20 protein-coding genes are annotated in these 25,290 nt (G+C 70.7%); 9 read left to right on the top strand and 11 right to left on the bottom strand.

The window, feature by feature from the left end:
• Window positions 1–25: 25 nt before the first annotated feature.
• Window positions 26–5,497 carry a discoidin domain-containing protein gene (locus DEJ09_RS01930; protein WP_111087475.1) on the bottom strand — a complete coding sequence of 1,824 codons (5,472 nt, stop codon included), beginning with the start codon at window positions 5,495–5,497 and terminating at the stop codon, window positions 26–28.
• Window positions 5,498–5,648: 151 nt separating this feature from the next.
• Between DEJ09_RS01930 and DEJ09_RS01925 the strand changes: the two genes are divergently transcribed.
• Window positions 5,649–6,803 carry a low temperature requirement protein A gene (locus DEJ09_RS01925; RefSeq protein WP_181433231.1) on the top strand — a complete coding sequence of 385 codons (1,155 nt, stop codon included), beginning with the start codon at window positions 5,649–5,651 and terminating at the stop codon, window positions 6,801–6,803.
• 159 nt (window positions 6,804–6,962) lie between these two features.
• Here the strand turns inward: DEJ09_RS01925 and DEJ09_RS01920 are convergent, their stop codons facing one another.
• Both DEJ09_RS01920 and DEJ09_RS01915 read right to left on the bottom strand, forming a co-directional pair.
• Window positions 6,963–8,792 carry a BCCT family transporter gene (locus DEJ09_RS01920; RefSeq protein WP_258373755.1) on the bottom strand — a complete coding sequence of 610 codons (1,830 nt, stop codon included), beginning with the start codon at window positions 8,790–8,792 and terminating at the stop codon, window positions 6,963–6,965.
• Between the two features lie 54 nt (window positions 8,793–8,846).
• On the bottom strand, window positions 8,847–9,131 hold the full coding sequence (locus tag DEJ09_RS01915) for a YrhK family protein (protein WP_111087473.1): 285 nt from the start codon (window positions 9,129–9,131) through the stop codon (window positions 8,847–8,849).
• Between the two features lie 257 nt (window positions 9,132–9,388).
• Here DEJ09_RS01915 and DEJ09_RS01910 point away from each other — a divergent pair, with 257 nt between their 5' ends.
• Genes DEJ09_RS01910 through DEJ09_RS01895 form a run of 4 tightly spaced genes read left to right on the top strand, consistent with a single transcriptional unit; the run spans window position 9,389 to window position 15,065 of the window.
• Complete coding sequence (locus tag DEJ09_RS01910) at window positions 9,389–10,660, top strand: ABC transporter substrate-binding protein (RefSeq protein ID WP_111087472.1); 1,272 nt, start codon at window positions 9,389–9,391, stop codon at window positions 10,658–10,660.
• 25 nt (window positions 10,661–10,685) lie between these two features.
• A complete protein-coding gene (locus tag DEJ09_RS01905) occupies window positions 10,686–11,657 on the top strand; it encodes a carbohydrate ABC transporter permease (protein ID WP_111087471.1) in 972 nt (323 codons plus the stop codon).
• Window positions 11,654–12,565 (top strand): carbohydrate ABC transporter permease, encoded by a 912-nt coding sequence (locus DEJ09_RS01900; protein WP_111057388.1) that lies wholly within the window; start codon window positions 11,654–11,656, stop codon window positions 12,563–12,565. The genes DEJ09_RS01905 and DEJ09_RS01900 overlap by 4 nt, the downstream gene beginning before the upstream one ends.
• A 10-nt stretch (window positions 12,566–12,575) precedes the next feature.
• Window positions 12,576–15,065, top strand: coding sequence for a TIM-barrel domain-containing protein (locus tag DEJ09_RS01895; protein ID WP_111087470.1), 2,490 nt, complete (start codon window positions 12,576–12,578; stop codon window positions 15,063–15,065).
• 67 nt (window positions 15,066–15,132) lie between these two features.
• Here the strand turns inward: DEJ09_RS01895 and DEJ09_RS01890 are convergent, their stop codons facing one another.
• Genes DEJ09_RS01890 through DEJ09_RS01875 form a run of 4 tightly spaced genes read right to left on the bottom strand, consistent with a single transcriptional unit; the run spans window position 15,133 to window position 18,438 of the window.
• Window positions 15,133–16,179: a LacI family DNA-binding transcriptional regulator gene (locus tag DEJ09_RS01890; protein ID WP_111054342.1), complete on the bottom strand. Its 1,047-nt coding sequence runs from the start codon at window positions 16,177–16,179 to the stop codon at window positions 15,133–15,135.
• 54 nt (window positions 16,180–16,233) lie between these two features.
• Window positions 16,234–16,947 (bottom strand): GAF and ANTAR domain-containing protein, encoded by a 714-nt coding sequence (locus tag DEJ09_RS01885; protein WP_111030378.1) that lies wholly within the window; start codon window positions 16,945–16,947, stop codon window positions 16,234–16,236.
• A complete protein-coding gene (locus DEJ09_RS01880) occupies window positions 16,944–17,657 on the bottom strand; it encodes a GAF and ANTAR domain-containing protein (RefSeq protein WP_111054343.1) in 714 nt (237 codons plus the stop codon). The genes DEJ09_RS01885 and DEJ09_RS01880 overlap by 4 nt, the downstream gene beginning before the upstream one ends.
• Complete coding sequence (locus DEJ09_RS01875) at window positions 17,650–18,438, bottom strand: helix-turn-helix transcriptional regulator (protein WP_111030376.1); 789 nt, start codon at window positions 18,436–18,438, stop codon at window positions 17,650–17,652. Before DEJ09_RS01875 ends, DEJ09_RS01880 begins: the two co-directional genes overlap by 8 nt.
• A 184-nt stretch (window positions 18,439–18,622) precedes the next feature.
• Between DEJ09_RS01875 and DEJ09_RS18010 the strand changes: the two genes are divergently transcribed.
• From DEJ09_RS18010 to DEJ09_RS01860, 4 genes are all read left to right on the top strand, one after another.
• A complete protein-coding gene (locus DEJ09_RS18010) occupies window positions 18,623–18,955 on the top strand; it encodes a hypothetical protein (protein ID WP_071405799.1) in 333 nt (110 codons plus the stop codon).
• The gene (locus DEJ09_RS01870; RefSeq protein WP_181433230.1) at window positions 18,949–19,989 is read left to right on the top strand and encodes an AraC family transcriptional regulator; all 1,041 of its coding nucleotides are present in this window, start codon (window positions 18,949–18,951) and stop codon (window positions 19,987–19,989) included. The genes DEJ09_RS18010 and DEJ09_RS01870 overlap by 7 nt, the downstream gene beginning before the upstream one ends.
• A gap of 134 nt (window positions 19,990–20,123) precedes the next feature.
• A complete protein-coding gene (locus DEJ09_RS01865) occupies window positions 20,124–21,233 on the top strand; it encodes an acyl-CoA desaturase (protein ID WP_110864824.1) in 1,110 nt (369 codons plus the stop codon).
• A gap of 16 nt (window positions 21,234–21,249) precedes the next feature.
• On the top strand, window positions 21,250–21,459 hold the full coding sequence (locus tag DEJ09_RS01860) for a cold-shock protein (RefSeq protein ID WP_071405807.1): 210 nt from the start codon (window positions 21,250–21,252) through the stop codon (window positions 21,457–21,459).
• A 260-nt stretch (window positions 21,460–21,719) separates the two neighbouring features.
• Here the strand turns inward: DEJ09_RS01860 and DEJ09_RS01855 are convergent, their stop codons facing one another.
• From DEJ09_RS01855 to DEJ09_RS01840, 4 genes are all read right to left on the bottom strand, one after another.
• The gene (locus tag DEJ09_RS01855; protein WP_146245655.1) at window positions 21,720–22,223 is read right to left on the bottom strand and encodes a hypothetical protein; all 504 of its coding nucleotides are present in this window, start codon (window positions 22,221–22,223) and stop codon (window positions 21,720–21,722) included.
• Window positions 22,224–22,462: 239 nt separating this feature from the next.
• Window positions 22,463–22,972 (bottom strand): hypothetical protein, encoded by a 510-nt coding sequence (locus DEJ09_RS01850; protein ID WP_146245654.1) that lies wholly within the window; start codon window positions 22,970–22,972, stop codon window positions 22,463–22,465.
• A complete protein-coding gene (locus tag DEJ09_RS01845) occupies window positions 22,969–24,726 on the bottom strand; it encodes a hypothetical protein (RefSeq protein WP_111087467.1) in 1,758 nt (585 codons plus the stop codon). Before DEJ09_RS01845 ends, DEJ09_RS01850 begins: the two co-directional genes overlap by 4 nt.
• A complete protein-coding gene (locus DEJ09_RS01840; RefSeq protein WP_111087466.1) occupies window positions 24,726–25,010 on the bottom strand; it encodes a hypothetical protein in 285 nt (94 codons plus the stop codon). Before DEJ09_RS01840 ends, DEJ09_RS01845 begins: the two co-directional genes overlap by 1 nt.
• Between the last annotated feature and the right edge of the window lie 280 nt (window positions 25,011–25,290).

Raw genomic sequence — 25,290 nt, 5'->3', positions numbered from 1 at the left:
CGTCGTCCGACGGGTGCTGCCCCGGCTACCGGATCTCGAGGTCGTACAGCGAGTAGCCGTACGGGGTCGCCCGTTCGACACCGTGCACGCGGACGTACCGCCACGAGCCGTCCAGGGCGTGCCGGTCGGTCCCGCCGTCACCGTCGGTCTCGGTGGCGAGCGTCGTCCACCCGTCGTCGCCCGCGTTCCGCGCCTCGATCCGGTAGGAGCGTCCGAAGGCGTCCTCCCACCGGAGCACCGCGCCGTGCAGGCGGTGCGGTGCGCCGAGGTCGACGGCGAGCCACTGGTCGTCGGTGTGCCCGCTCGCCCAGCGTGATCCCGGGTCGCCGTCCACGGCGTTCCGTGCGGGGACGCCGTCACCCTCGTCGGCCGATGACGACACGGTCGCCCGTCGTGCCAGGTCCGGCGTCGGTTCGCCCTGCGTCGAGGTGACGCGGAGCGCCCAGAGCGAGACGCCGAACGCGGTGTGCCGGCGGTCCGCGACGACCCGGACCCAGCGGCCGGTGACGTCGTCGCCCTCCAGCCGGTGGGTCACCTCGCCGCCGGTCCCGTGGGCTTCTTCCGCGACGGTCCGCCAGGGGGCGTCTTCGTCGTCGCGGACCTGGACGCGGTAGGCCTCGGCCCACGCGGCCTCCCAGTCGAGCTGCACCTGGTCGATCGGCACGACCTGCCCGAGGTCGACGGCCACCCACTCGCCGTCGCGTGCTGCGCTGGCCCATCGGGTCCGGTCGTCGCCGTCCACCGCGTTGCCGCCGGACAGGTCGCCGCGCTCGTCCGACGAGGTGGTGACGGGCTTGCCGGCGGCGATGTCACGAGAGCGGGCGGGTGCCGTTCCGCCGTCGTCGTCACCGTCGGTCGCCTCGTCGAGGGTCGTGACGGTGGCCGTCCCGGATGCTCCTGGCACGGTGGCCGTGACCGTCGCGGTCACGCCGCCCTCGGTCGCTGCGGTGACGACGCCGTCCGGTTCGACACTTCCGCCGCCGTCGACGGCCCACTCCGGGCGGTCCGCGGCGAGCCGCCCGCCGAACCCGTGGCGGTCGAACCCGTAGGCCGCCATCCGGACCGTGTCACCGGTGCGGACGGTCGCGCTGCGCGGTGCGACGAGCACGTCCTCGACGTCGACGGTCGAGGCCGCCGGGGTGCCGGACACGTGCACCTCCCAGATGGAGTACCCGTACCCGGTGAGGCGGTCAGTCAGGTGCAGGCGCACGAACCGGGCGGTCTCGCCCACGGGCACCGTGTCCATGTCGGCCGTTGTCTTGTCGACGGTCCGCACGTCGCGCCAGGGGCCGTCGGCGGTGTCCCGGACCTGCAGCACGTACCGTGCGGCGGCGGCGTTCTCCCAGTCCACCCGCACGGTGTCGACGTCGGTCAGCCGCCCGAGGTCGATCGTGTAGTCGACCTCGTCCACACCGTGCGCGCTCTCCCACCGGGTGCTGCGGTCCCCGTCGACGGCCTTCCCGGCGACGTTGCCGCCGTCCGAGGAGCTCGCGTCGACGTCGGCACCCGCTGCGGCGTCGGGGATCGACGTCACCGAGGCGACGACCGCCGAGCCCTCGACACCGCCATCGGTCGCGACGACGTACCCGGAGCCCGCGGCGGTGGTCGTCACGGTGCCGTCGGTCCCGGCGCTCCCGGCGCCGGTGTACGACCAGGTGACGTCGGCGGGCAGGGCCGCCGGGTCGCCGTACTGGTCGTGGCCGGCGGCACGGAACCGCTGTGGCGTCCCGACGACGAGCCGGTCGAAGCCGGGCGTGACGTCGAACCCCGTGAGGACCGGTGCCGGTGCGACCCGGAAGGCGTACGACCCGTGCACCCCGCCGATCGTGGCGGTGACCGTCGCCTGCTCCGCGCGCTCCGATGCGCGGTGGAGGCCATCGGCGCTGATCGTGCCGGTGTCGGTCGACCAGGTGACCTCGTCCAGCGCGACGGTGGCGCCGTACTGGTCGTAGCCGGTGGCGGTGAAGGTCGTGGTCGCGCCGGGGACGATCGTCTTCGGGGCGCCCTGGGTGGAGACGACCACCTCGGTGAGCCGCGCGTCCAGGTGCGACGTGATCTGCGTCTGGGCCGGGACCGCGATCTGGCCGATCACCTCGGTGCCCTCGTAGACGTCGTACGTGTGCTGCACGGTGTCGGGGTTGTCGAGCACGTAGCTGATCGTGCCGTCCGGTGCGCGGAACACCTGGCTGAGCGGGTCCGAGGTGTGCCGGTCGGTGACCTCGGTGCCGACGGTCCGGTTCGACATCGCCTGGTGGTAGACGAGGCCGGCCATCGATTGTCCGGTCACGGCCGGGTCGTCGGCGGCCCACAGTGCGGCGTGCACGTCGGCGTAGGTGTCCGGGTCGTACTGCCCGAGGAACCCGAGCACGACGTTGCCGAGGGCGTCACCCATGCCGCTGAACACCCGTGCGGCGTGCTCGGTGTCCTCGCCCGGGGTGTGGTCGGTGAGGTCGACGCCGTACAGCTGGTCGATGGTCGCGGTGTCGGCGCGGAAGTCGTCCACCAGGAACGGCATCAGCGGGGACGGCGTCGGCCAGTCCTGGGGCTTCCGGTCGGCGGTGGGACCGTCGAGCTCGGTGGGCACCAGCGAGTCGGGCAGGTTCTCCGGCGTCCAGTACCGGTCGGGGAACACCACCCGTCCGTCGTCGTCCACGCTCACCAGCAGGGTGTCGGTGGCCGGGTCGTACAGGGGGTTCGCCGCGGTTCGCCGGGTGACGTACCCGGGGTGGTTCGTCTCGACCGCGCGGATCGCGTCCTGCAGCTCACCGATCGCGGCCGGGCGGTCGCGGGTGATCTTCACGTCGCCGTAGCTGCCGACACCCCACCACTTCTTCGTGAGCATCTGGATGCGTGCCGCGTTGCCGTCCGTGACCCCGGCCTGCCCGATGGACTCCGGGCGGGCGGCCATCATCTCGCGCATCAGGGCCTTCGAGAAGCCCGGGTCCCAGCCGAAGTAGTCGAACCACGGGGCGATCGGCATCCACTGGATGCCGGAGATCCAGGCGGGGTCGCCGGAGAAGTACGTCGCGTGGGCCTGCCCGGAGTCGAACAGGATCCCCGCCTGCCCGTGCTCGTACTCGTCCGGGAACGCGCCGTTGCCGTCGTACGACGCCGAGGCGGGGTTGCCGCGGACGTTCTGCCAGTAGTCGCGGACGGCCGCGCGCTCGGTGACGTACTGCACCGCACCGGCGGCCTGCATCTCCTCGTCGCCGAGGACCGAGCCGAGCAGGAAGAGCCCCGCCTCGGACTGGATCGCCTCGGACGACGACTCCTGGTTGTTGCCGCCGGGTGACGACACACCGCCGGCGTTCGACCGGCCCTCCCAGACGCCGAACGTGCGCATGTGCGGGAACCGGGCGTCGTCGCGGTCCCAGTTCGCGTACTGCTTCGCGACGAGTGTCGCCATGCCCTGGTACTTCGCGGCCCACTCGTGGTCGACCCGGCCGAGCATGGCGGTCGCGACGGCGAAGTACCCGTAGTGGAAGTGGTTGTCGTTGAACTGGGCCGACCCGTACGAGTCGGCGAACCCGATCAGGGCCTTCCACGTCGGGTACATCGCGAAGAAGTGCTCCGCTTCGCCGTCCGTGTACGTGTACCAGTCGGTCAGGGCGCGCTCGAGGGTGTCCTGCAGCGTCCGGGCGTCCTCGGTGGCACCGATCTGCCGCGCGATGGTCATGTACTCGGCGAGCTGCAGGACGTCCTTGCCGCCCCAGTAGGTGTCCCCGCCGTACGTCGTCCTCGCGGCGTAGTCGTGCAGGTACTCGCGCATGACCTGCTCGGAGTACGGGTCCTCCCCGACCGCCTCGGGCGTGGCACCGATCGGCGTGATGCCCGTGAACGCGTAGTCCAGGGTCCAGCCGTCGTGGCCGACGGTGGTCCGCATGGTGCCGCGCGGGGTCTCGTACGTGGCGCCGGTGAAGCGCAGGTTCGTGATGGCGTCGGCGTACTGGTGCTGCAGCCAGCCCTGCACGGTGTCGTGGTCGTCGCCCTGCAGCGTGTCGGTGCGGATCGACCACTGCTGGCGGACGTTCGCCGCCGCCGGGTCGTACGAGTACGTCATCGTCGTGTCACGGGGGACCGCGAAGGCGGTGCGGTGCAGGTCGTCGAGGGACAGCCCCTGCTCGGGCACCGCGCTGAGCACCAGGTAGGGCGTGCCGGATGAGGCCTCCAGTGCGTTCCCGACACGGGTGAAGGTCGTCCCGTCGGGGGCGTGCACGCCGAAGACGTGGCCGTCCTGGCGGATCTCGAACCGGTCCGTCGTCACCGGCAGGTCGAGCGGTTCGCCGTCTCCGTCGGTGATCTCGGCACCGTCCTGCAGGGTGAGGCGCGGGGTCATGCCGTGGAACTCGAACCACTCGTACGGCGAACCCTGCACGCTCGTGACGTCCATGTACTGCCCGCCCGGGCCGTCCTGCGGCATCCGCCAGCTGACGTTCCAGTCGCCCCAGCGGAGCGCATCGGCCTGCTTCGCCCGGAACGTGGTCGCGAAGCGGTCAGCGAGGCCGTCCGGGGCGTCGGTGAGCAGGACCTGGTCGACCAGCACGTGTGCCCACCCGGCACGCAGGTCATCGACGATCCGCAGCTGCGCGGACTGCCCTCGGTGGGCGGAGACGTCCCAGCTGTCCCAGCGCAGCTGTTCGCTGTCCGTCCCGGTGCTGCTCGCCACGACGTCGCCGTCGACCAGGAGCTGCACGGCTTCGTGGTCGGGGTGTCGGCCACCGCCGACCAGGAACGCCAGGGTCGAACGGTCGATCGTGAACGCCGGCGAGGTGAGCGTGCCGGTCGCGCCGTCGCCGTCCTCGTCGCTGAACGAGTTCAGGAAGCGTCCGCCGAGCCACCCGGAGACCGTGCTCTGCCCGGCGGCCGTCCCCGTGGCCGTGCCGGTGAACGCGTCACCGGTCGCGGTCCAGCCGTCGGGCAGGCCGTCCTCGAAGTCGGCGAGGGTGCGGTCACTCGCGTCGGGGGTCGGCTCCACCGTCCCGCCCACCGTCACCGGGGACTCCAGGCGCATCGCTGTGCCATCGCTGTTCCACCGCGTCGGGATCGTGAGCTTCGTGCCCGCGGCACTGTTCGACGAGACGAACGGGTACGCCCACATGTCGCCGGAGTACTTGCTGACCAGCAGGTCCGTCCACCACTGGTTCGTCGGCACCGGCTCGCCGGCCTTCGACGGGTCGATGTACAGCCGCTGGTCCAGCGTCTTCCGCACGTCGGCGATGTCCGTGATCTCGTCCGGCGGGGCCGGCGCGTAGGAGCCGGAACCCACCTGCACGCCGTCCGCGGCCGGACCGACGCGGGACGAGCCTCCAGGCTGTTCCTGTGGTGCGGCCACCGCAGCGGTCGGATCGGCCGGTGAGCGCGGGGTGTCCGAGGTCGCGGCGTGCGCCGGGGTGACGGCGAACGCGAGCAGCGTGGCGGCGGTCAGTGCGCCGGCGGTGGCGCTGACGGCCGCTCGGCGGAACGACCTGGGACGGACGGCGGGACGCGGTGAGGTCACCGGGACTCCTGTCGGAGGGGTTCGGCCGGACACGACGTACACGGCCGAGACGAGCTGGGTCTGGTGGTGCGGGGCCTGCACACGGACAGATCGGCAGGGCCGGTCCCGCCGTCAGCAGTCCGCGTTCTGGGGATGCCCTACCGTTGGCCCCATGCCGACCATCGGACTGCGCCGGATGGTGCCGCGTGACCCCGACCAGCGACACCGCGCCGCGAGCCCGCTGGAGCTCCTGTTCGACCTGGTGTTCGTCGTCGCGGTCGGCTTCGCCGCGACGAACCTGCACGAGATCGAGCTCGAGGGACACGTGGCCTCCGCCGTCCTGGCCTACGGGCTGGTGTTCTTCTCGATCTGGTGGGCGTGGATGAACTTCACCTGGTTCGCCACGTCGTTCGACACCGACGACTGGCTCTACCGGGTGATGACCTTCGTGCAGATGGCGGGGGTGCTCGTCCTCGCCGCCGGGGTGCACGCGGCCATGGTCGAGAACGACTTCACGATCGGCGTCATCGGCTACGTCGTCATGCGGCTGGCTCTGGTCGGGCAGTGGATCCGCGCCGCCGCGTCCTCCACCCGGTACCGGCGGACAGCGACCCTGCACGCCGTCGGCGTCACCGTCGTGCAGCTGCTCTGGGTGGTCTCACTCGCCCTGCCCGAAGACGTCTGGGGGTACGCCGCACCGTTCCTCGTGCTCGCCGAGCTGTCGGTGCCGATCTGGGCGCAGACCTCGACGGGGACGGCCCCGTGGCACACCCGGCACCTGGCCGAGCGGTTCTCCCTGTTCACCCTCATCGTCCTGGGCGAGGGGCTGGTGGCCTCGGCCGGCGCGGTGATCGATGCCCTCGCGCACACCGAGCACCTCGGAGCCCTGCTGGCGCTCGCCGGGTGCGCGCTGGCGATCACCGTCGGCATGTGGTGGATCTACTTCTCCCGCGAGCAGCACGCACACATCCGCTCGCTGCCCTCCGCGCTCGTGTTCGGCTACGGCCACTACTTCGTCTTCGCCGCCGCCGGTGCCCTGCCCGCCGGCATCGAGGTCGCGGTCAGCGCCGACGCCGGACACGTCGCGCTGTCGTCCGCCTCGGTCGCCGCGACCGTCGCGGTGCCGGTCGCCGTGTTCGTGCTGTCGATCTGGGCGCTCGCGATCCGGCCGTCGCTGTCGGCACGGGCCAACGCCGTCGTGGTGGCCCTGGTGCTCGTCGTCCTCGCGTCGATCGCGGTACCGGCGGTGTCGCTGCCGGTCACGGCGCTCGCCGTGGTGGCGGTCGTCGTGACCCTCGAGGTCGCGTCCGCACGGACCGACACCTGACGCCCTGACGGACGGGAGGCACGGTGCCAGCTGGCACCGTGCCTCCCGTCCGTCAGGTGGTCGCGTTGACGGCCCGTGCGCGGTTCCGTCTCTGGTGCGAGGGCACGTTCGTCGCACCGACTACGGAACCTCGCACCACACCGCGCGCGCCGCGCCGCGTCAGCGCTCCGGCTGCTCCGTCGCGGGCCCGTCGTCCGCTGCCGGTCGCGCGTCGAGGCTCGGGTCGACCGCAGGGTCGGCCGAGATCGACTCGGGCCGCACCGGGAAGTCCTCGAGCGCGCCCGCGCCCACCGTCGGGGCCGCGGTTCCGCGGCCGCCGCGCACACGGTTCTTCACCGCGGCCCACGGACGGCCGAGGCCGGACCGTGCCGGACGCTCGGTCGGTGCCTCGACCTCGAGGCCGTAGTAGGCGCCGACGTGCTCGAGCAGCACCTCGCGCTCGGCCTTGTCGTAGGCACGGCGCTCACGGGTGAAGGCGATGATCGTCGACCAACAGGTGAGCAGCAGGACGATGCTGAACGGCAACGCGGTCGTGATCGCCGCCGTCTTCAGGGCGTTCAGTCCACCGCTGAGCAGCAGGGCGACGGCGAGCAGCGCAGCGACACCGGCGAAGAAGACCCGCAGCCAGTTCTTCGGCTCGATGTCACCGCCCGACGCGATCATCGCCATGACGAGCGAGCCGGAGTCCGACGAGGTCACGAAGAACACGCCGATGAGCAGGATCGCGCCGTAGGTCAGGACCATGCCGGCGGGCAGGTCGCCGAGGACCGCGAACAGTGACCCCTCGATGTCGACCGAGCCGTCCGAGCCGATCAGGCCACCCGAACCGTCGGTCTGGCGGTGGATCGCGGTGCCACCGAGGACGGCGAACCACAGGAACGTGAGCGCGGTCGGCACCAGGAGGACACCGAACACGAACTGGCGGACCGTGCGGCCCTTGGAGATGCGGGCGATGAAGACACCGACGAACGGCGCCCACGACATCCACCAGCCCCAGTAGAAGGTGGTCCAGGCGCCCTGCCAGGCCTCGCCCTCGGCGCCCTGCTGTGCGGTGACGTTGAACGACAGGCCGACGATGTTCTGCAGGTAGGAGCCGATCGACTGCACGAAGTCCCGCAGCAGGAACTGCGTCGGGCCGACGATGAGCACGAACAACAGCAGTGCGGCGGCGAGCAGCAGGTTGAAGTTCGACAGGATCTTCATGCCCTTGGTCACACCGGTGACGAGCGAGACGATCGTGACGGCCGTGATCACCGCGATGATGGCGATCTGGCTGACGATGCTGCTGTCGGCGATGCCGGCGCTCTCGAGTCCGGCGCCGATCTGGATCACCCCGAGGCCGAGCGAGGTCGCGACGCCGAACAGCGTGCCGACCAGGGCGATCACGTCGATCAGGTTGCCCCAGCCGCCGCGGACGCGGTTGCCGAGCAGCGGCTCGAGGGCCCAACGGATCGACACCGGGCGACCCCGGCGGTGGATCGCGTACGCCAGGGCCAGGCCGAGGACGACGTAGATCGCCCACGCGTGCAGGCCCCAGTGCAGGAACGTCTGGGTCAGTGCCTGCTGCGCGAGCTCCTTCTCGGTGCCGGTGACGCCGGGGCGCGGGGAGGCGAAGTGGCTGAGGGGCTCGGAGACGCCGTAGAAGACGAGGCCGATGCCCATGCCGGCGGCGAAGAGCAGTGCGAACCACGAACCGGTCGAGAACTCGGGCTCGTCCTGGTCCTTGCCGAGCTTGATGTCACCGAAGCGGCTGAAGCCGACGAACAGCGAGAAGCCGACGAAGAACGCGGCGATCAGCACGTAGTACCAGCTGAAGTTCTTGACGATGCCGTCCTGCAGACCGAGGAACAGCGCCTCGGCGGTGGAGGGGGAGATCAGGGTGAAGGCCACGAACCCCAGCACGATGACGGCGGCGGGCCAGAACACCCACCGCCGCAACTGCGGTGTCGTGGTCACGGGTCCGGGCAGGGGAGGAGTGGTGCTTGCCATGCACTCCATGGTGCCTGCTCGCGTTCCTGTGTGTTCGCCCAGGCGTGTCGTGGTTCAGAAATCGCGCACGGACTCCGTGGGGTTCCCCCGGCCGACCCGGGCGAGGTGGAGCCTCCGCGACAGCCGGATGACGGGACGGATGAGCAGCTGGATGCTCCCGATCAGGAACAGCCAGGTGCCGGCCGTCGTGGTGGTCTCGGAGAAGAAGAGGACGCTGCCGACGATGAACCAGAGCGCCACCATCACGTCGTTGATGATGCTGATGGTCTCGTAGACCCCGCGGATGCGGAGCTCCTCGTGCCCCACCCGGAGTGCGATGTCCCGTTCGTCCTCAGCCATCAGACGATCCTGCCAGCTCCGTGCCGTGTCCGTCCCGGTGGGCGCGGCGCGCGGCCGTGGACGCGCTGCGCGGCGGACGGGAGGCGCGGGGCGGGCTGGCACCGTGCCTCCCGTCCGTGGGGCGCACTGACCACTGCCACATGCGATTACAACGTTGACGTACGCTTTACAGCGCTGTAAACAGGAGCCTGCGCGACGATGCGCGACGAGGGAGAGACCCGATGGTGGGAAGCAGGACCGCAACACTCCAGGCGGCGGTGAGCCGGCGGGGGTTCCTCGCGGGCGCGGCCGGTGGCATCGCACTCGGCACGATGGCGCTCGCCGGGTGCGCGACCCCGGGGCGTGCCGCCGGTGGTGGCACGACGCTCCGCTTCTACGAGCAGAAACAGGAGGTCATCGCGTACTTCGACAAGCTGCTGCGGCGGTTCGAGGGGGAGCACGCGGGCATGTCGGTCGTGCACGACAGCACGGCGGCCATCGCCCCGCAGTTCGTCCGCGGCGAACCGGCGGACGTCGGGTGCTTCAACGACAACCTCGAGCTCGCCCGGTACATCTCGCGCGGCGTGCTCAGCGACCTCAGCGAACTGCCGTCGGCAGCGCGGGTCCGCCCGGACATCGACACCCTGACGAATCAGTACGCGAAGTTCGAGGACCGCACGAGCGTGCTGCCGTACTCGCTCGCGGCAGCCGGGGTGATCTACAACAAGCGGATCTTCGCCGAGCACGACCTGCCGGTCCCGACGACGTGGGACGAGTTCGTCGAGGTCTGCCGGACCCTGCAGAAGGCCGGCATCACGCCGATCTACGCCACCGACCGGGACACCTGGACGCTCTGGCAGGGCCTGTTCGACTACTCGGTGGGCAGCCTCGTCGACACCGGCTCGTTCTTCCGGAAGATGAAGGCCCTCGGCGCCGACGTCGGCCCCGACTCCGAGGTGTCGTTCGAGAAGGACTTCGCGGTGCCGATGGAGCGTGCGAAGACCATCTCGTCGTTCTTCAACCGCGACCACGCCACCCGGGCCTACGCCGACGGCAACCTGGCGTTCGGCAAGGGCGAGGCCGCGATGTACCTGCAGGGCCCGTGGGCGCTCGGGCAGATCGCGCTGATCGACGACGAGCTGCCCGTCGGCACCTTCGCCCTGCCGGTGTCGAACGACCCGGCCGACCGCAAGGCCCGGGTCAACATCGACCTCGGGCTCTGGATCCCCACGGCGTCCGAGCACCCGGAGCAGGCGAAGGAGCTCGTCGAGTTCCTCATGCAGCCCGAGGTCATCGACGCCTACAACCGCGACAACCTGGCGTACTCGCCCCGCATCGACGCACCGCCGCAGCAGGACGAGCGCCTCGCCGGCCTGCAGCAGTACGTCGACGACGCGGCGTTCTACCAGGGCGCCGGCACCTTCATCCCCACGTCGATCCCGCTCGGCAACTACCTGCAGTCGGCGATCCGGAGCGGGGACTTCACCTCGATGCTGCAGCGGCTCGACTCGGACTGGCGGCGGCTCGCCGGCCGTTCCGCGACGGTCTGAGCCGGACCAGGACACAGGAGTCACCATGACCATGCAGACCCCGCTCTCCCGCGACACCGACCCGGAGACCTCCGGACCGGCGACCGACGCAGCCCGCACGCACCGGCGTGTGGGTTCCCGCGGTGTCGGTTCACTCAGCCGCACCGAGGGCATGTACTACCTGTTCCTCGTGCCGGCCCTCGTGCTGTTCACGGCGTTCGTCGTCGCCCCCGCCTGCGTCGGCGTCTTCTACAGCTTCACCGACTACCTCGGGTTCGGGCAGTGGGACTTCATCGGCGTCGAGAACTACAAGGCGCTCGTCTCCGACCCGGCGATCCTGGCGTCGTACGGCTTCACGCTCGGCTTCGCGGCCGTCACCGTCGTCGTCACGCAGGTCGTCGCGCTGTCCCTGGCGATCGCCCTGGCGAAGAAGATCCGGTTCGCCGCCGGGCTGCGGTCGGTGTTCGTCATCCCGATGGTGATCTCGGGGATCATCGTCGCCTACGTGTTCAACTTCCTGTTCTCGAACACCGTGCCGGCCCTGGCCACGAGCGTCGGCTTCGGCCCGCTCGAGCAGAGCATCCTCGGCGACCCGAACCTCGCCTGGCTCGCGATCGTGATCGTGTCCGCCTGGCAGACCGTGCCCGGCGCGCTCCTCATCTACACGGCGGGCCTGACGTCCATCCCCGAGGAGCTGTACGAGGCCAGTGCGCTCGACGGCGCGACCGGCTGGAAGCAGCTCCGCTCGATCACGCTCCCGCTGCTCGGCGGCTTCATCGTCATCAACACCGTGCTCGGTGTGAAGGGCTACCTCGGCGCCTACGACGTGATCGTCGGTCTGACCAACGGCGGCCCCGGCAGCGCGACGAGCAGCGTCGCGATGACCATCTTCGGCGGCTTCACCGGCGGCGACTACGCCTACCAGATGGCGAACGCGACCGTGTTCTTCATCATCACCGTCCTCATCTCCGTGCTGCAGCTCGCGGCGACCCGCGGAAGGAACCTGCGACTCGCATGACCGCCATCGACACACGACCCCCGACCGACACCCGCGCCGTGACCACCGGCGGCACCGGTCGCTCCGGCCGCGGCCACCGCCGACGACTGGGCGGCACGAACTGGACGCTGACCGTGGTCCTCGGCCTCGCGTCGCTGACCGTGCTCATCCCGCTGTACGTGACGCTCTCGATGGCGTTCAAGACGACCGAGCAGTCCGTCGACGGCAATGCACTCTCGCTGCCGTTCCCGTTCAACCCGGGCTCGTTCGCCGAGGCCTGGCAGCTGACCCGGTTCCCGGTGTCCTTCTCGGTGTCGCTGGGCGTCGCGGCGCTCACCGTCGTCGCCACGCTGCTGCTCAGCTCGTTCGCCTCGTACGCGATCGTCCGGAACTGGCACAAGCGGTTCTTCCGGTACTCGTTCGTCTACCTGCTCGCGGCGATGTTCCTGCCGTTCCCGGTGGTGGCGCTGCCGCAGATCAAGCTGACCGCCGAGATCGGCCTCGACAACCCGATCGGCGTCGGGATCCTGCACGCCATGTTCCAACTGTCGTTCAGCGTGCTGCTCTACTCGGCGTACCTGCGGTCGATCCCGGTCGAACTCGAGGAGAGCGCCCGCATCGACGGGGCGTCCACGTGGCAGATCTTCTGGCGGATCATCCTGCCGCTCCTCGGCCCGATGAACGCGACGGTCGGCATCTTCGCCTTCCTGGCATCGTGGAACGACTTCATGATGCCGTCGCTCATCACGGCGGATCCGGGGTTGCAGACCCTGCCCGTGGTGCAGAACATCTTCCAGAGTCAGTTCGGCACCAACTACAACGTCGCCTTCGCCTCGTACCTGATGGCGATGGCGCCCACGATCATCGTCTACCTGTTCGCGCAGCGCTGGGTCATCAGCGGCGTGACGCAGGGCGCGGTCAAGAGCTGAGAGGCACCACGTGAGCAGCACCAGCACCAGCACCACCGGCACCGGCACCACCGGCGCCGTCCTCCCCACCATCCGTCCGTTCCCGGGCTCGGACCCGGTCGCCGACCCCGCAGCCGTCGTCACCGGCGACCACTGGCGCATCACCGTGCTCGACGCCGGGGCGTTCCGCATCGAGTGGAGCGACGACGGCGGGTTCGAGGACCGCGCATCGACCTTCGCGATGCGCCGACGCCTGCCCGTGCCGGCCTTCACCGTGGAGTGGACGGCCGGCGCCGACGGCACCGGCACCGGCGCCGGCGTCGTCGTCACCACGGACCGCGCCCGCCTGCGCTACGACGGCCGCCCCTTCAGCCCGAGCGGCCTGGTCGTCGAGACCACCGGTCCGGACGCCAACCGCTGGCGCTGGGGGCAGGAGCCGCGCGACCTCGGCGGCACCGGCCGCACCCTCGACGACGTCGACGGCCGGATGCCGCTCGAGCCGGGGATCCTGGCCCGCGACGGCATCACCGCGCTCGACGACAGCGAGTCGTTCCTGTTCGCCGACGACGGCTGGATCGGCACACGGGTCCCCGAGCGCCGCGACGTCACGGTCTTCGCGTACGGCCGCGACTACGACGCCGCGCTCCGCACGTACCACGCCGTCTCCGGGCCGCCCTCACGGATGCCGCGGTGGGCACTCGGCAACTGGTGGAGCCGGTACCACCCGTACAGCGACACCTCGTACCTCGAGCTGCTGGACCGCTTCGCCGCCGAACACCTGCCGTTCTCGGTCGCCGTCATCGACATGGACTGGCACCGGGTGGACTCGGTCCCGCCGCGCTTCGGCAACGGCTGGACGGGGTACTCCTGGGAGCCGTCGCTGTTCCCGGACCCCGAGGCGTTCCTCGCCGAGCTGCACCGCCGGGGGATGCGCACGACGCTGAACCTGCACCCGGCCGACGGCGTGCGGGCGTTCGAGGACGCCTACCCCGCGGTGGCCCGGGCGATGGGCGTCGACCCGGAGACCGAGCAGCCGATCCCGTTCGACCCGACGGACCGGCGGTTCCTGCAGGCCTACTTCGAACAGCTGCACCGTCCGCTCGAGGAGCAGGGAGTCGACTTCTGGTGGATCGACTGGCAGCAGGGTCGTGAGACCGGGCTGCCCGGGGTCGACCCGCTGTGGCTGCTCAACCACTTCCACCTGCTCGACTCGGCGCGACACGCGGCGTCCGGCGACGCAACCGCCGACACGACCGCGGACACAGACACCACCGCGGTCCCGGCCCCCGTCGACGGCATGACCTTCTCGCGCTACGCCGGCCCCGGCAGCCACCGGTACGCCGTCGGGTTCTCCGGTGACGCCGTCGTGTCGTGGGCGTCCCTGGCGTTCCAGCCCGAGTTCACCGCCACCGCCGCGAACATCGGCTACCCCTGGTGGAGCCACGACATCGGCGGCCACACCCGCGGCGTCCGCGACGACGAGCTCGCCACCCGCTGGGTGCAGTTCGGGGTGTTCTCGCCGATCATGCGCCTGCACTCCGCGAACAACCCGTTCATCCGCAAGGAGCCGTGGGCGTTCCCGGCCGAGGCCCGCGCCGCGATGGGGGAGGCGCTCCGCTTCCGTCACCGGCTGGTGCCCTACCTGCACACGATGAACCACGGCACCGCCGAGGGCACCGCGCTGGTCCGGCCGCTCTACCACCTGGAGCCGCGCCGCGACGAGGCGTACCGGGTGCCGAACACCTACGCGTTCGGCTCGGAGATGCTCGTCGCCCCGATCGTGGCACCGCGCGACCCGGTCAGCCGGCACGGGGTCGCCCGGGCCTGGCTGCCGCCGGGCACCTGGACCGACGTCTTCACCGGCACGGTGTACGCGGGTGACCGGTTCGTCGACCTGCACCGCACGCTCGACACGGTGCCGGTCCTGCTGCGCGCCGGAGGGATCCTGCCACTCGCGGCGGCCGATCAGCTCGACGCAACCGTCAACCCGACGGCGTTCGAGGTCCTCGTCGCACCGGGTGCGGCGGGTGAGTTCACCCTGGTCGAGGACCACGAGGGCGAGGGCAGCCGCACCGCCCGGACCCGCCTGACCTGGGACCCAGAGCACGCCGAGTTCCGGGTGCACGCCACCACCGGGGCCCTCGACGTCGTCCCCGCCCACCGCGACTGGCGGATCACGTTCCTCGCCGCACCGGCCGACGGCCAACCGACGTCGGCACGCTCGGCCGACCGGTTCTCGGTCGACCTGTCCGTCGACTCGGCGTCGGGCGGATCGGTCACGCTGGTCGGCGCTCCGGTCATCGGTCTCGACGCGCGGGAGGCCGTGCGGCGGGTCCTCGAGGGCGCGCAGGCCGGCAACCCGGAGAAGCTCGAGGCGTGGGAGGTCGTGGCGAAGGACCTGCCGCGTGCGGACCGCATCGTCGAGCTCGGCACCGTCGGCCTGCCCGACGCCGTGCGGGACGTCGTCGTCGAGCTGCTCGGCAGCGTGCACCCGGGGGAGTCGGCTCCCGCAGACCGCTGACGGCAGTCGACGGGGAATTGCGGACGGGAGGCGCGTGGCGGCACCGCCACGGGCCTCCCGTCCGTCGTCAGGCGCCCTGGTGCGCCGCCCGGTCGGACGTGCCGTCCGCGTACGGCGCGCTCTCGCCGACGAGCAGGCGGTGGCCGACCGTGACCAGTCGGCCGGGCACGTCGGAGCCGTCCATCCGCTCGACCAGCAGGTCGAGTGCGGTGTCGGCGAGGGCGACCGTGTCGGGCGCGACGGAGGTCAGGCTCGGCACCAGGCTCGACCCGAGGCCGACCGCGTCCCACCCGACGACGGCGACGTCGCCGGGGGCGTCCAGGCCGCGCAGGCGCATCGCCCGGAGCGCCCCGAGCGCGGCCAGGTCGTCGCGGCAGAGCAGCCCGTCGACGCGGAGTCCGGCGTCGAGCGCGGCGCCGAAGGCGACCTCGGCACCGGCGGCGTCGCCGACCTCGCGGGGGACCAGCAGCGCGTCGTCGAGCGGCAGATCCGCGGCGACGAGTCCGGCGCGGTAGCCGTCCAGACGGAGTCCGGACGTGCGCGACGACGGGCCGGTCTCGTGTCCGAAGAACCCGATGCGGCGGCAGCCGAGCGCCACGAGGTGCGCGACGGCCTCGGTGGCAGCCCCGGCGTTGTCGATGACGACCTGGTCGGCGTGCGGGGGCCGGACGTCCTCGCCGAGGAACACCACGGCGGTGTCCCCGCGGATCCGGTCGATCGCCTCGGGCGTGAGCACCTGCGGGTGGATCACGACCCCGTCGACCACGCCGGCCTCACGACCCCGCACCGCCGAGCGTTCACCGTCGGGGTCGCCGCCGGTCTCCTCGAGCAGGAGCTGGTAGCCGCGGTCGGCGCACACCCGGGAGAACACGTGGGCCAGTTCGGCGAAGTACGGACGCCGCAGGTCGGGGAACGCGAAGGCGAGCATGTTCGAGCGTCCGGTCGCCAGGGACCGCCCCGAGACGTTCGGGCGGTAGCCGAGCTCGTCGATCGCGGCCTGCACCCGGCTGCGCATCGGGTCGCTGACGTGCTGGTAGCCACGGACGACGTTGGACACGGTCTTCATCGAGACGCCGGCGTGCGCGGCGACGTCCTGCAGCGTGACCTTGCCCATCCGCTCACCGTAGCGGGCGGAGGGGCACCGGACCCGGCGGACCGGCCGGGGTCGTCAGGGGACGAGTCGGCGCTGCACGATCGCGCGGGCGACCTCGGAGAGCGGCTCGTGGTGCTCGAGCGCGTACCCGCGGATCACCGCGAAGGCGTCCTCGATCGAGACGCCGCGCAGGTACGACACGACGCCCTTGGCCTGCTCGATGACCTCGCGCGACCCGATGGTCCGCTGCAGCTGCGCGCGGACGACCTCGTGCTCGCGCAGGGACCGTTCGTGCAGGATGCCGATCGTCGCCACGTCGGCCAGGGCCCGGGCGACGCGCAGGTCCGACTCCGCGAGGGCACCGACGCCGGCCCCGAACAGGTTGAGCGTGCCGATGACGTTGCTCCCCAGCCGGAGCGGCACGGCGTGCACGGAGCGGAACCCGAGCGCCAGCGCACCCGTGCGGAACATCGCCCACTCCGCCGGGGCGACCTCGATGTCCGGGCACGTCACGACCCGTCCGGTCGCGAACGAGGTCATGCAGGGGCCGGCCTCGGCGTCGAGCTGCAGCACCTCGACGAGCCGCGTCGCCTCCGATGTGGAGGCCACGACCTCGAGCTCCTGGTCGTCGTTCGCGAGCAGGATGCCCGCGGCGTCGATGTCGAGCACGTCGGCGCACGTCTCGACCAGGGTCTGCAGCAGCTCCACGACGTCGTAGGCGTCCACCAGGGTGTCGGCGAGCGATGTGAACGTCTCCAGGATCCGGGCTTCTCGGCCTGCCGTCGTCACTGGACCTCCTCGATCAGGTCGCCTCGCTTCTCGAACCGGACCGTGCCGTCGAGGATCTCCTCCGCCACCCGCCGCATCGTCGTCCGACGGGCGAAGGCGTGCCCCTGCAGCAGTAGGTAGGCGTCCTCGGGGCTGATGTCGAGCTGCGCGAGCACGACCCCGGTGGCCTGGTGCACCACGCGCCGCGACGACGGGCTGCGGTCGAGCAGGGCGTCGTCCTCGTCCGCGATGGAGCGCAGCGCCCGGCGCAGGACCCGGCGGCTGACGGCCGAGGCGAGGGTCATGGCCTGCCGCACGGTGTCGTCCTCGATCGTCGCGGGCTCCGGCACGTACACGTCGATCGCGCCGAGCGGGAACGGCCCGAAGGCGACCGGGAACGCGAAGACCGCGCCGACGGGTTCGCTCCGGACGGCATCGTTGAAGGCGGGCCACGCGGCGTTCGGACGCTGCACGAGATCCGTCTCCAGCACTGGAGCATCGGTCGCGAGCGCGGTCCAGCACGGTCCCTCGGACAGGTCGAGCTGGATCTCGTCGATCCGGGTGGCGACCTCGTCGGTCGCGGACACGGTCTCGCTCGGGCACAGGTCACCGAAGGTCGAGATCGAGACACCGCCCATCGGCAGCGCGAGCGCGAACGGCCGACTGAGTTCGTCGTCGGCGATCTCCGCCGACCGGAGCGCACGGAGTGCACGCTCGAATGCGTCATCCATGGGCGCCTTCCCTGCCGTCTCTCGATCCTACGCGCTGGTCGGTGTCGGACGATCCGGACGGCGCAGGCACGTTCGGCGGTGGGCCGGCGCGCCAGGCCGGCAGCTCTGCGGGTGGGTACGACCCCTGCTCGTCCTGCACCCGGAGCATCGCGTCCAGGGCCACCAGCGTCACGCCGGAGGTCTCACGCACCACCGTCCGCACCGCGTTGCCGAGCAGGAACGCCATCAGGTCCTCGCTGCCGCCGTCCGGCCGGTAGTCCCGCCACGGACCGGCGCCGGCGCGTTGCAGGGCACCGGCGAGCACCGCCTTCGCGTCGTCGACGTCGACCTCGCAGTCGAGCACCAGGCGGAAGCGCCGCTGGTTCCGGTCCGACAGGCTCGGTGCGCCGTCCTCGTCGTCCTCGGGAACGAAGGACCGCAGCGCCGACGAGGGCGCGATGCCGTACGCCGCACGGAACGCCGCAGCCATCCGGCCCGCGTTGCTGAACTGCCAGCGCTCGGCGATCTCCGCGATCGTCCGCCGGTCCGGCGCACCGGAGGCTTCCTGCAGGTCGCGACGGACACCCTCCAGGCGTACGGCGCGCAGGAAGGTTCCGGGGGACTGCCCGATCTCGGCCTGGAACCGCTTCTGCAGGCTCCGCGGCGACAGCTGCACGGCCGCGGCGACGTCGGCGACGGTGATGTGGGTCGCAGCCTGCTCGTGGACGAACCGCATCGCATCCCGGACCGCACGCGAGAGTCGGGGCGGGCCGTCCTGGGTCGCGCTGCTCCCGTCGCTCATGCGCCGACCGTACGGGACCCGCCGATGGCGCGCTCCCAGGGCACCGATCGAGGCGACGGATGATCCACCTTGCGCGGTACGAAGTCAACCCCTGACATGACCGGAATCGTCCTGTCGATACTGAAAGTGTCTCGTGCATCGCGGTCGAAGCGATGCGCCACATCGAACCGACAGGGAGGGCGCGATGGGACACCGCCAGGGATCCACGACCGTGATGACCGAGGCCGCCGTCTGGCAGCAGGTCGTCCACACCGATCGGATCCGTGCGCTCGCCGCGACGGACCCGACGGACATCCGCGTCCAGCCGGTCGACGCCGGGTGCTGGCGGGTGGTCGACGCCGCAGCTGCATGGGGGGATCCCGACATGCTGCTCGGCTTCATCGAGCGCACGGTGGACGGGTTCGACTGCACGCTCATGGCGGCGCTGCACGAGCACGACCGGCGAGCGAGCCTGCAGGACGCCCGCGCCTGGTTCGAACACCGCTGCGGACAGCGCTTCGACGAGGCACCGTGCTGACCGCGGTCCACGGGACCGACGCCGCCCGGACCGTCACCGCGAGGATCGACGCGCAGCGACGCCGCACCGAACGATCCGGCACCGACCGGGCCTTCGCCGCACGCGTGCTCGCCCAGGCCGGGCACGGCCGTGACGTGCGCTTCGACGTCGAGGACGACGCCTTCCGGCTGCCGTTCCGGTTCCGCTACCGGACCCGACGGGACGGTTGCGTGAGCCTCGTCACGGCGTCGGCGACCTCCGGCTTCTCCGGGGTCTTCGAGCCCCTCGACCGCATCGTCGTCGGGTGGTCGAGCACCGGAGGTGTCCGCATCGCCGTCGAGGACGGCGTCGTCCTCGAGACCCGCCCGGGCACGCCCGTCCTGATGCCGACGTCCGGGGAGTTCTCGGTGCGCGCCCCGAAGGGCACGCTGCAGCTCGTGAGCATCGACCGGTCGCTCCTCGACCAGGTGCGCTCGTCGCTGGGAGCAGCGTCCGAACTGCCGACGCGGGGTGCTGAGCCCGCCGTCGCGGCCCTCGAACACCTGCGCCGGTGCGTCGAGCAGGTGGCCGTCACCGCGACGCGCGACGGGTTCACGTCCGGTGCCCGGACCGGTGCGCAGGTCGCGCTGGTCGAGGCCGTCCTCGGAGCCTTCGGCGTGCGGACGCCCGCGGTCCTCCGCCGCGCGGTGACGCCGTCGACGGTCGAGCTCGCCGAGGCCTACCTCGACGGACACTGCGAGCGGACGTTGTGCCTGGCCGACATCTGCGACGCCGTGGGCGTGAGTCCGCGGACCCTGCAGACGGCCTTCATGCGGGAGCACGGTGTGTCGCCGATGACGTTCCTGCTGCGGATGCGGCTCGACCGGGTGCACGCGGTGCTGGAGTCCGGCAGCCGGCACGAGACCAGTGTGAGCGAGGCCGCGATGGCCTGGGGCTTCCGGCACCTGGGGCGGTTCTCGGGCACGTACTTCCGTCGGTTCGGGGAGTACCCGGGGCAGACGTTGCGCGCATCGTCCGGTCGGTGCGCGGACGGTCCGGAGCGCCACGCGGGCTGAGTTCGTGCACTGCGCAACGTGTTCTGGACACCACGGTGAACACGCAAGTTCGGCCCCTAGGGTCGCCGCAAGCGCAATCGCGTGAACTCCCTCGAACCGGTTGAAGGACCGATCCGTACCGGAAGGCGGTCCACATGACCACCACTCCGCTCGCTCCGGGTTACACCCGCACTCGTCCCGCTACGGGGGCCCGCAAGGGCACCTCGACCTACTCCGCGCTCCTGGCGCAGGTGAAGGAGAACGGCCTCCTGCGCCGTCGTACCGGTTTCTACTGGGCACTGTTCGGCGCACTCGTCGGCAGCCTCGCCCTCACCTGGGTCGCGTTCGCGTTCCTGGGTGACTCGTGGTTCCAGCTGATCGTGGCCGGCGCGCTGGGCGTGCTGTTCACGCAGTTCGCGTTCCTGTCGCACGAAGCCGCGCACCGTCAGGTGTTCGAGTCCCAGAAGTGGAACGACCGCGCGGGCCGCTGGCTCGGCACGTTCCTCGTGGGCCTCAGCTACTCGTGGTGGATGAACAAGCACACCCGCCACCACGGCAACCCGAACACCGTCGGCAAGGACCCCGACATCGCCCCCGACGGCATCCGCTTCCTGCCGGAGGACGCCGCCGCCGTCAAGGGTGGCGCCATGAAGACCTTCATGCGCTTCCAGGGGTGGCTCTTCTTCCCCCTCCTCACGCTCGAGGGCCTGAACCTGCACCGCTACGCCGTGATGTCCATCGTCACCGGCAACGGCACCAAGGCCGACAAGAAGCACCGCCTCATCGAAGGCGCCCTGCTCGTTGCCCGTTTCGCGATCTACCTGACGGTGGTGTTCTGGTTCCTGCCGTTCGGGATGGCGTGTGCGTTCCTCGGGGTGCAGCTGGCCGTGTTCGGCGTGATGATGGGTGCTTCGTTCGCCCCGAACCACAAGGGCATGCCGACGATCGCCCACGACGCGAAGGTCGACTTCTTCTCCCGCCAGGTGCGCACGTCGCGCAACATCCGTGGCGGCTGGTGGGTGTCGTTCCTGATGGGTGGCCTGAACTACCAGGTCGAGCACCACCTGTTCCCGTCGATGCCGCGTCCGGCGCTGAAGCAGGCTCGCCTGCTCGTGCGTGACCACTGCGACACCCTCGACGTGCCGTACACCGAGACCACGTTGCTGCGCTCGTACGGGATCGTCGTCCGGTACCTCAACCGCGTCGGCCTCGCTGCCCGCGACCCCTTCGCGTGCCCCATGGTCGCGCAGCTGCGCATCCACTGACGCCGTGCTGACCGCCATGCCCACGGGCACCGTCAAGTGGTTCGACCACAGCAAGGGGTTCGGCTTCATCCACCCCGACGACGGGTCCCAGGACCTGTTCGCGCACTTCTCCAGCATCGTCGCGGCGACCGGCTCCCGGCCGCTCGCCCAGGACGATCACGTGCAGTACGAGATCGGGCCCGGCAAGAAGGGCCCGCAGGCGGACAACATCTCGATCATCCGCTGATCGGCACCACCACGAGCAACGCCCCGACCGGTCCGGTCGGGGCGTTGCTCGTTGCGCGCGTGCCCGCGGCCGACCGAGTCTCGCCCTGCCGGACAGACCGCGCCTCCCGTCACCCGCAGCCTGTCCGCGGAACCGAGTCGCGGCAGCTGCCGCCGGCCCGGCGCACCACGAGCTCGGGCCGTGATCTCGCGCCGGACGACAGCCCACGCCCGGTGAACCACGCAAGGTGTGGCTCAGCCCGAAACGAGGCGGGCGTTCACTCACTCGTCGTTCAACGAACCCGGGAAACACTGCGAGAACGACGACAACCGGACCTTCCTGGTGTCGTTGTAGATCGTGATGAGGTGCTGGTCGTCGTTCGTCCCGGTGAGCGTCAATCGCTTCGCGCCCTTGTCGGTCGTGTCAGTGGCGGCCGTGTACCCGTCGTCCCGCACAGCGGCGGTCATCGCGTCGTAGGTCTCATCGACGTCCACTGGCCGCGCCAGCGTGATGGCGGCGCCGCCCGCTGCCGAGACAGCGGTGTCCGAGCAGGCCAACAGCGTCCAGTCGATCGTGCGGCTGCTGGTGACCGCGTCGTCCGGGATCGCACCGATCACCCGGTCCTGGATCTCCGTTGTGCGACGTTCAGCAGTTGTCCGGGACACCGAGGTGGTTGCGCCCGGCTCGGATTGTTCGTTCATCGATGGTCCTCCAGCGCAGGCAGTGATGGACAGTGCGAACGTCGTCACGAAACCCGCGACGAACCAAGCGGAGCGGGTGGTCACTCGAAGATCTCCTCGGCGAGTTGGTCGAGGACGGCACGATCGCCCTCGATGCGTGCGACCTTGTCCGTCTCGTCCATGGTCTTGGGCGTGATTCGTGGCTAGCGACAGCTCACGCCCCTCAGACCCCGTGAGGTGTCGCTCAGCCCAGGAACGAGCCGGGCGTTCACTTGCCCAGATCGCCGCAGGCCTCGTCGAGACCTGCGGTCCCGGCGCCACGGTCCTCCAGCGCATCGGTGTGCTCAACGGTCGGACAAGGAACCCCGATAGCAGGGCGAGAACGAGGCGATCCGGACGGTCAGCGATTCGTTGTCGACAGTGACCAGGTATCGCTCGCCTGTCCCGCGGCTGAGCGCGAGCCGTTCGAGGCCCTTGCCGGTCCGGTCTGTCTCGGCAGTGAACGAGGGGTCCGTTGAGAACTCGGACCGGATCTTGCCGTACGCGGGATCCACTGCTTCTGACTTCGTCAGCCGCAGGGTGATGCCGCCGGCAGACTGCACCTCTGAGTCAGAACATGCGAGCAGCACCCACTTCCGAGTCATCTCAGACGAAATCTTCTCGGCGTTGAACGTGTCGGCGATCTTTCGTTGCACGGCACCCGTGCGCTCCTCGGCCGCAGCGCGGGTCTCCGCTTGATCGGAACCCGATGATGTCGTCGGTGATGCCGGCATGGGTTGCCCTCCGGTGCATGCGGTCAGTGCGAGGGCGATGATCGCCCCGATGGCGGATGAGATGGCCGGGTGTCTGGTCACGGGAATATCTCCTCCACGAGGTCGTCGAGGACGTCCTGGTTTCCTTCGATCCGAGCAACCTTGTTGTGCTGGTCCATGAGGTACCCGAAATCGTACGGGTTCACGTCCTCGGGCGGCGGCCCGTAGTACTCGCCGTGGCCGAACGCCGGGTTCCGGCGAGGATTGTTCCCGTCCCACACCCCGCCCGTCGCTTGCCCGACCTGCAAGATGTCGACGTAGGAGTAGTCCGTGTAGGTGGTCTGTCGGTTGGGCTGCCACGTCTCCGGCATACCGGCTCCGGAAAGCGACGCGACCTGGTCGTACTGTGCACCGAGGGTCTCCGAGGTCGTGATGTTCGCCAGGCCCCAGCTGTGCCCGATCGCCGTCGTCTGCGCGTCCGTCAGGTCGGGGTCCACGTCGAGCCCGGCCGACAACTGCCGCAGTCGTTCTGCGGGAGCGAGAGCGAAGTCGGGGTCGTTGGCTTCCGCGACCCCAGCGGCGCCGGCTGTCTCCTCGCCAGGGAAGACGCCGTCCTTCGCGACGAAGACGACCGTGTCCTCGGGGGAGTACCCCTGGAGGTATTCGGGCACCTGTTGCACGCTGCCGTTGTAGAAGGACTCGACATTGCTGAAGGTCCCCGGCACGTACGTGATCACGTGCTTCGTGTCCGGCGACGGCGTGCCGATCATCTCGATGATCCGATGGTCGTCCGGGTCGTACAGGTACAGCTGGGTCTTCGGCGGCTCGGCCGTGACCCGGAGCAGGTACTTCTCCTCGAGCGCCAGCCGGTCGATCTCATCCTTGGTCGACTTGTCGGTCCGACCGGAGAGCGCCTCGGACCAGGCCAGAGCCAGTCGGAGCGCCTGGAGCCGAGACTGCACGGCTGAGAGGCGGTTCCCCGCGAGGTTCTTGTTCGCCGCGACGCGCGCCGCGGGCGGGAGGCCGTTCAGTCCGCCGAGCACCGACGGCACTGCTGCGATGAGTGCCTGCTGCTCGGGGGACAAGGTTCCGTCGTCGCCGCTCCCGAGCGACTGCCACCACGCGCGCACCGCGCCGGGGTCGGCCTGCTGGATGGTCTCGACGACTTCGGGGTGGGCCTTCAGGAACGCTGCAGCCTCGTCGGCGCTCATGCCCTGGAGCAGGGCGAGCAGCGTCAACGGGGTCGCACTCGCGATGTCGGACCCGCTCAGCTTCTGGGGAAGTCCGTTCGCCCGGCGGGCCGAGAGCGCGTCGATGCACCGCCGGTCGGCCGCACGACGCTGCTCGACGAGCGCGTCCCACTCCATGTCGAGTGACCGGGTCGTCGCGACTGCGTGGGAAAGCTGGTCGTCGGCCCTGTTCGCGGTGGACTGCAGTGCAGCGCCCGCCTCGGGGGTCGTGGTGGCGTCCTTCGCAGCCGAGCGTGCTTCGTCGCGAGCCGTCTCGGACGCAGTCTGGGCGGACGCGAGAGCCGCTGCGGCCGAAGCCCGGGCGATCTCGAGCCGCTGTTGCTCCTGCTGCACCGCCTCGAGGTCCATCGCGTACCGCTCCAGAGCGGACGCCTGCTCGACGAGCGCAGCCCGGAGCATCATCGTGTCCGCGCCGAAATCGCCGATGTTCGACAGGAACGGTTCCTTCGCGCGTCCCTTCCAGTCGGCGCTCTGGCCGTCGCTCGCGACGTCGCGCAGGGTCCGCTCGACGTCGTGCAGGTCATCAGCCTTGGTGCGTCGCGCAGTCGCCAGCGCCGCGACGGCGACGGTGTCGCCCGCTCCGGGGTCGGTCGTCGTCCAGGACATCAGCGACCGCCAGACCGGCCTGCGAGGTCGTCCTCGACCGCGGAGATATTGGTTGCCACCTCGCGCGGGTACTGCCCGATGGCGCTGAGGGACTGCGCGAGCACCTCGGCACGGTCGGTGATGGCGGTGCCGGCCGTCCCCAGCGCGTCTGCGACCTCGCCCGACCCGAATGCGTCCTCTCGCGGATCGCTGAAGGCCCGGTCGAGCCGGACCGCCTGCGGTACCGGCGTCAAGGCGTTCGTCAGCGCATCGAGCGTTGTCTCGTCGACCTGTAGATCCCCCATCGGTCACCCCTCCCGTGGCCTGCAACGACCATAGCAGCGGTCGCCACCGCACGCGGTGGGGCTGTGGAAGCACCGACGAGACGGACTGGAGGCGCGGTGCGGTCTGGCACCGCGCCTCCAGTCCGTCGTTCCTCACGTCCACCGCAACCGACGCACGTCGGCCCGGACTGCGCTGCTGCGTGGTCCGGGCCGATTGTGGTGGTGCGGGGTGTTACTTGATCTGGGCGGTGATGGTGGCGGTGCCGACGAGGAGGCCGCGCTTGACGGCGTCGGTGCCGAA

The sequence above is a fragment of the Curtobacterium sp. MCLR17_055 genome (genome assembly GCF_003234305.1).
GTDB lineage: Bacteria > Actinomycetota > Actinomycetes > Actinomycetales > Microbacteriaceae > Curtobacterium > Curtobacterium flaccumfaciens.
The sequence above is the reverse complement of the archived record's forward strand: the minus strand, read 5'-3'. Positions and strand labels throughout refer to the sequence as shown.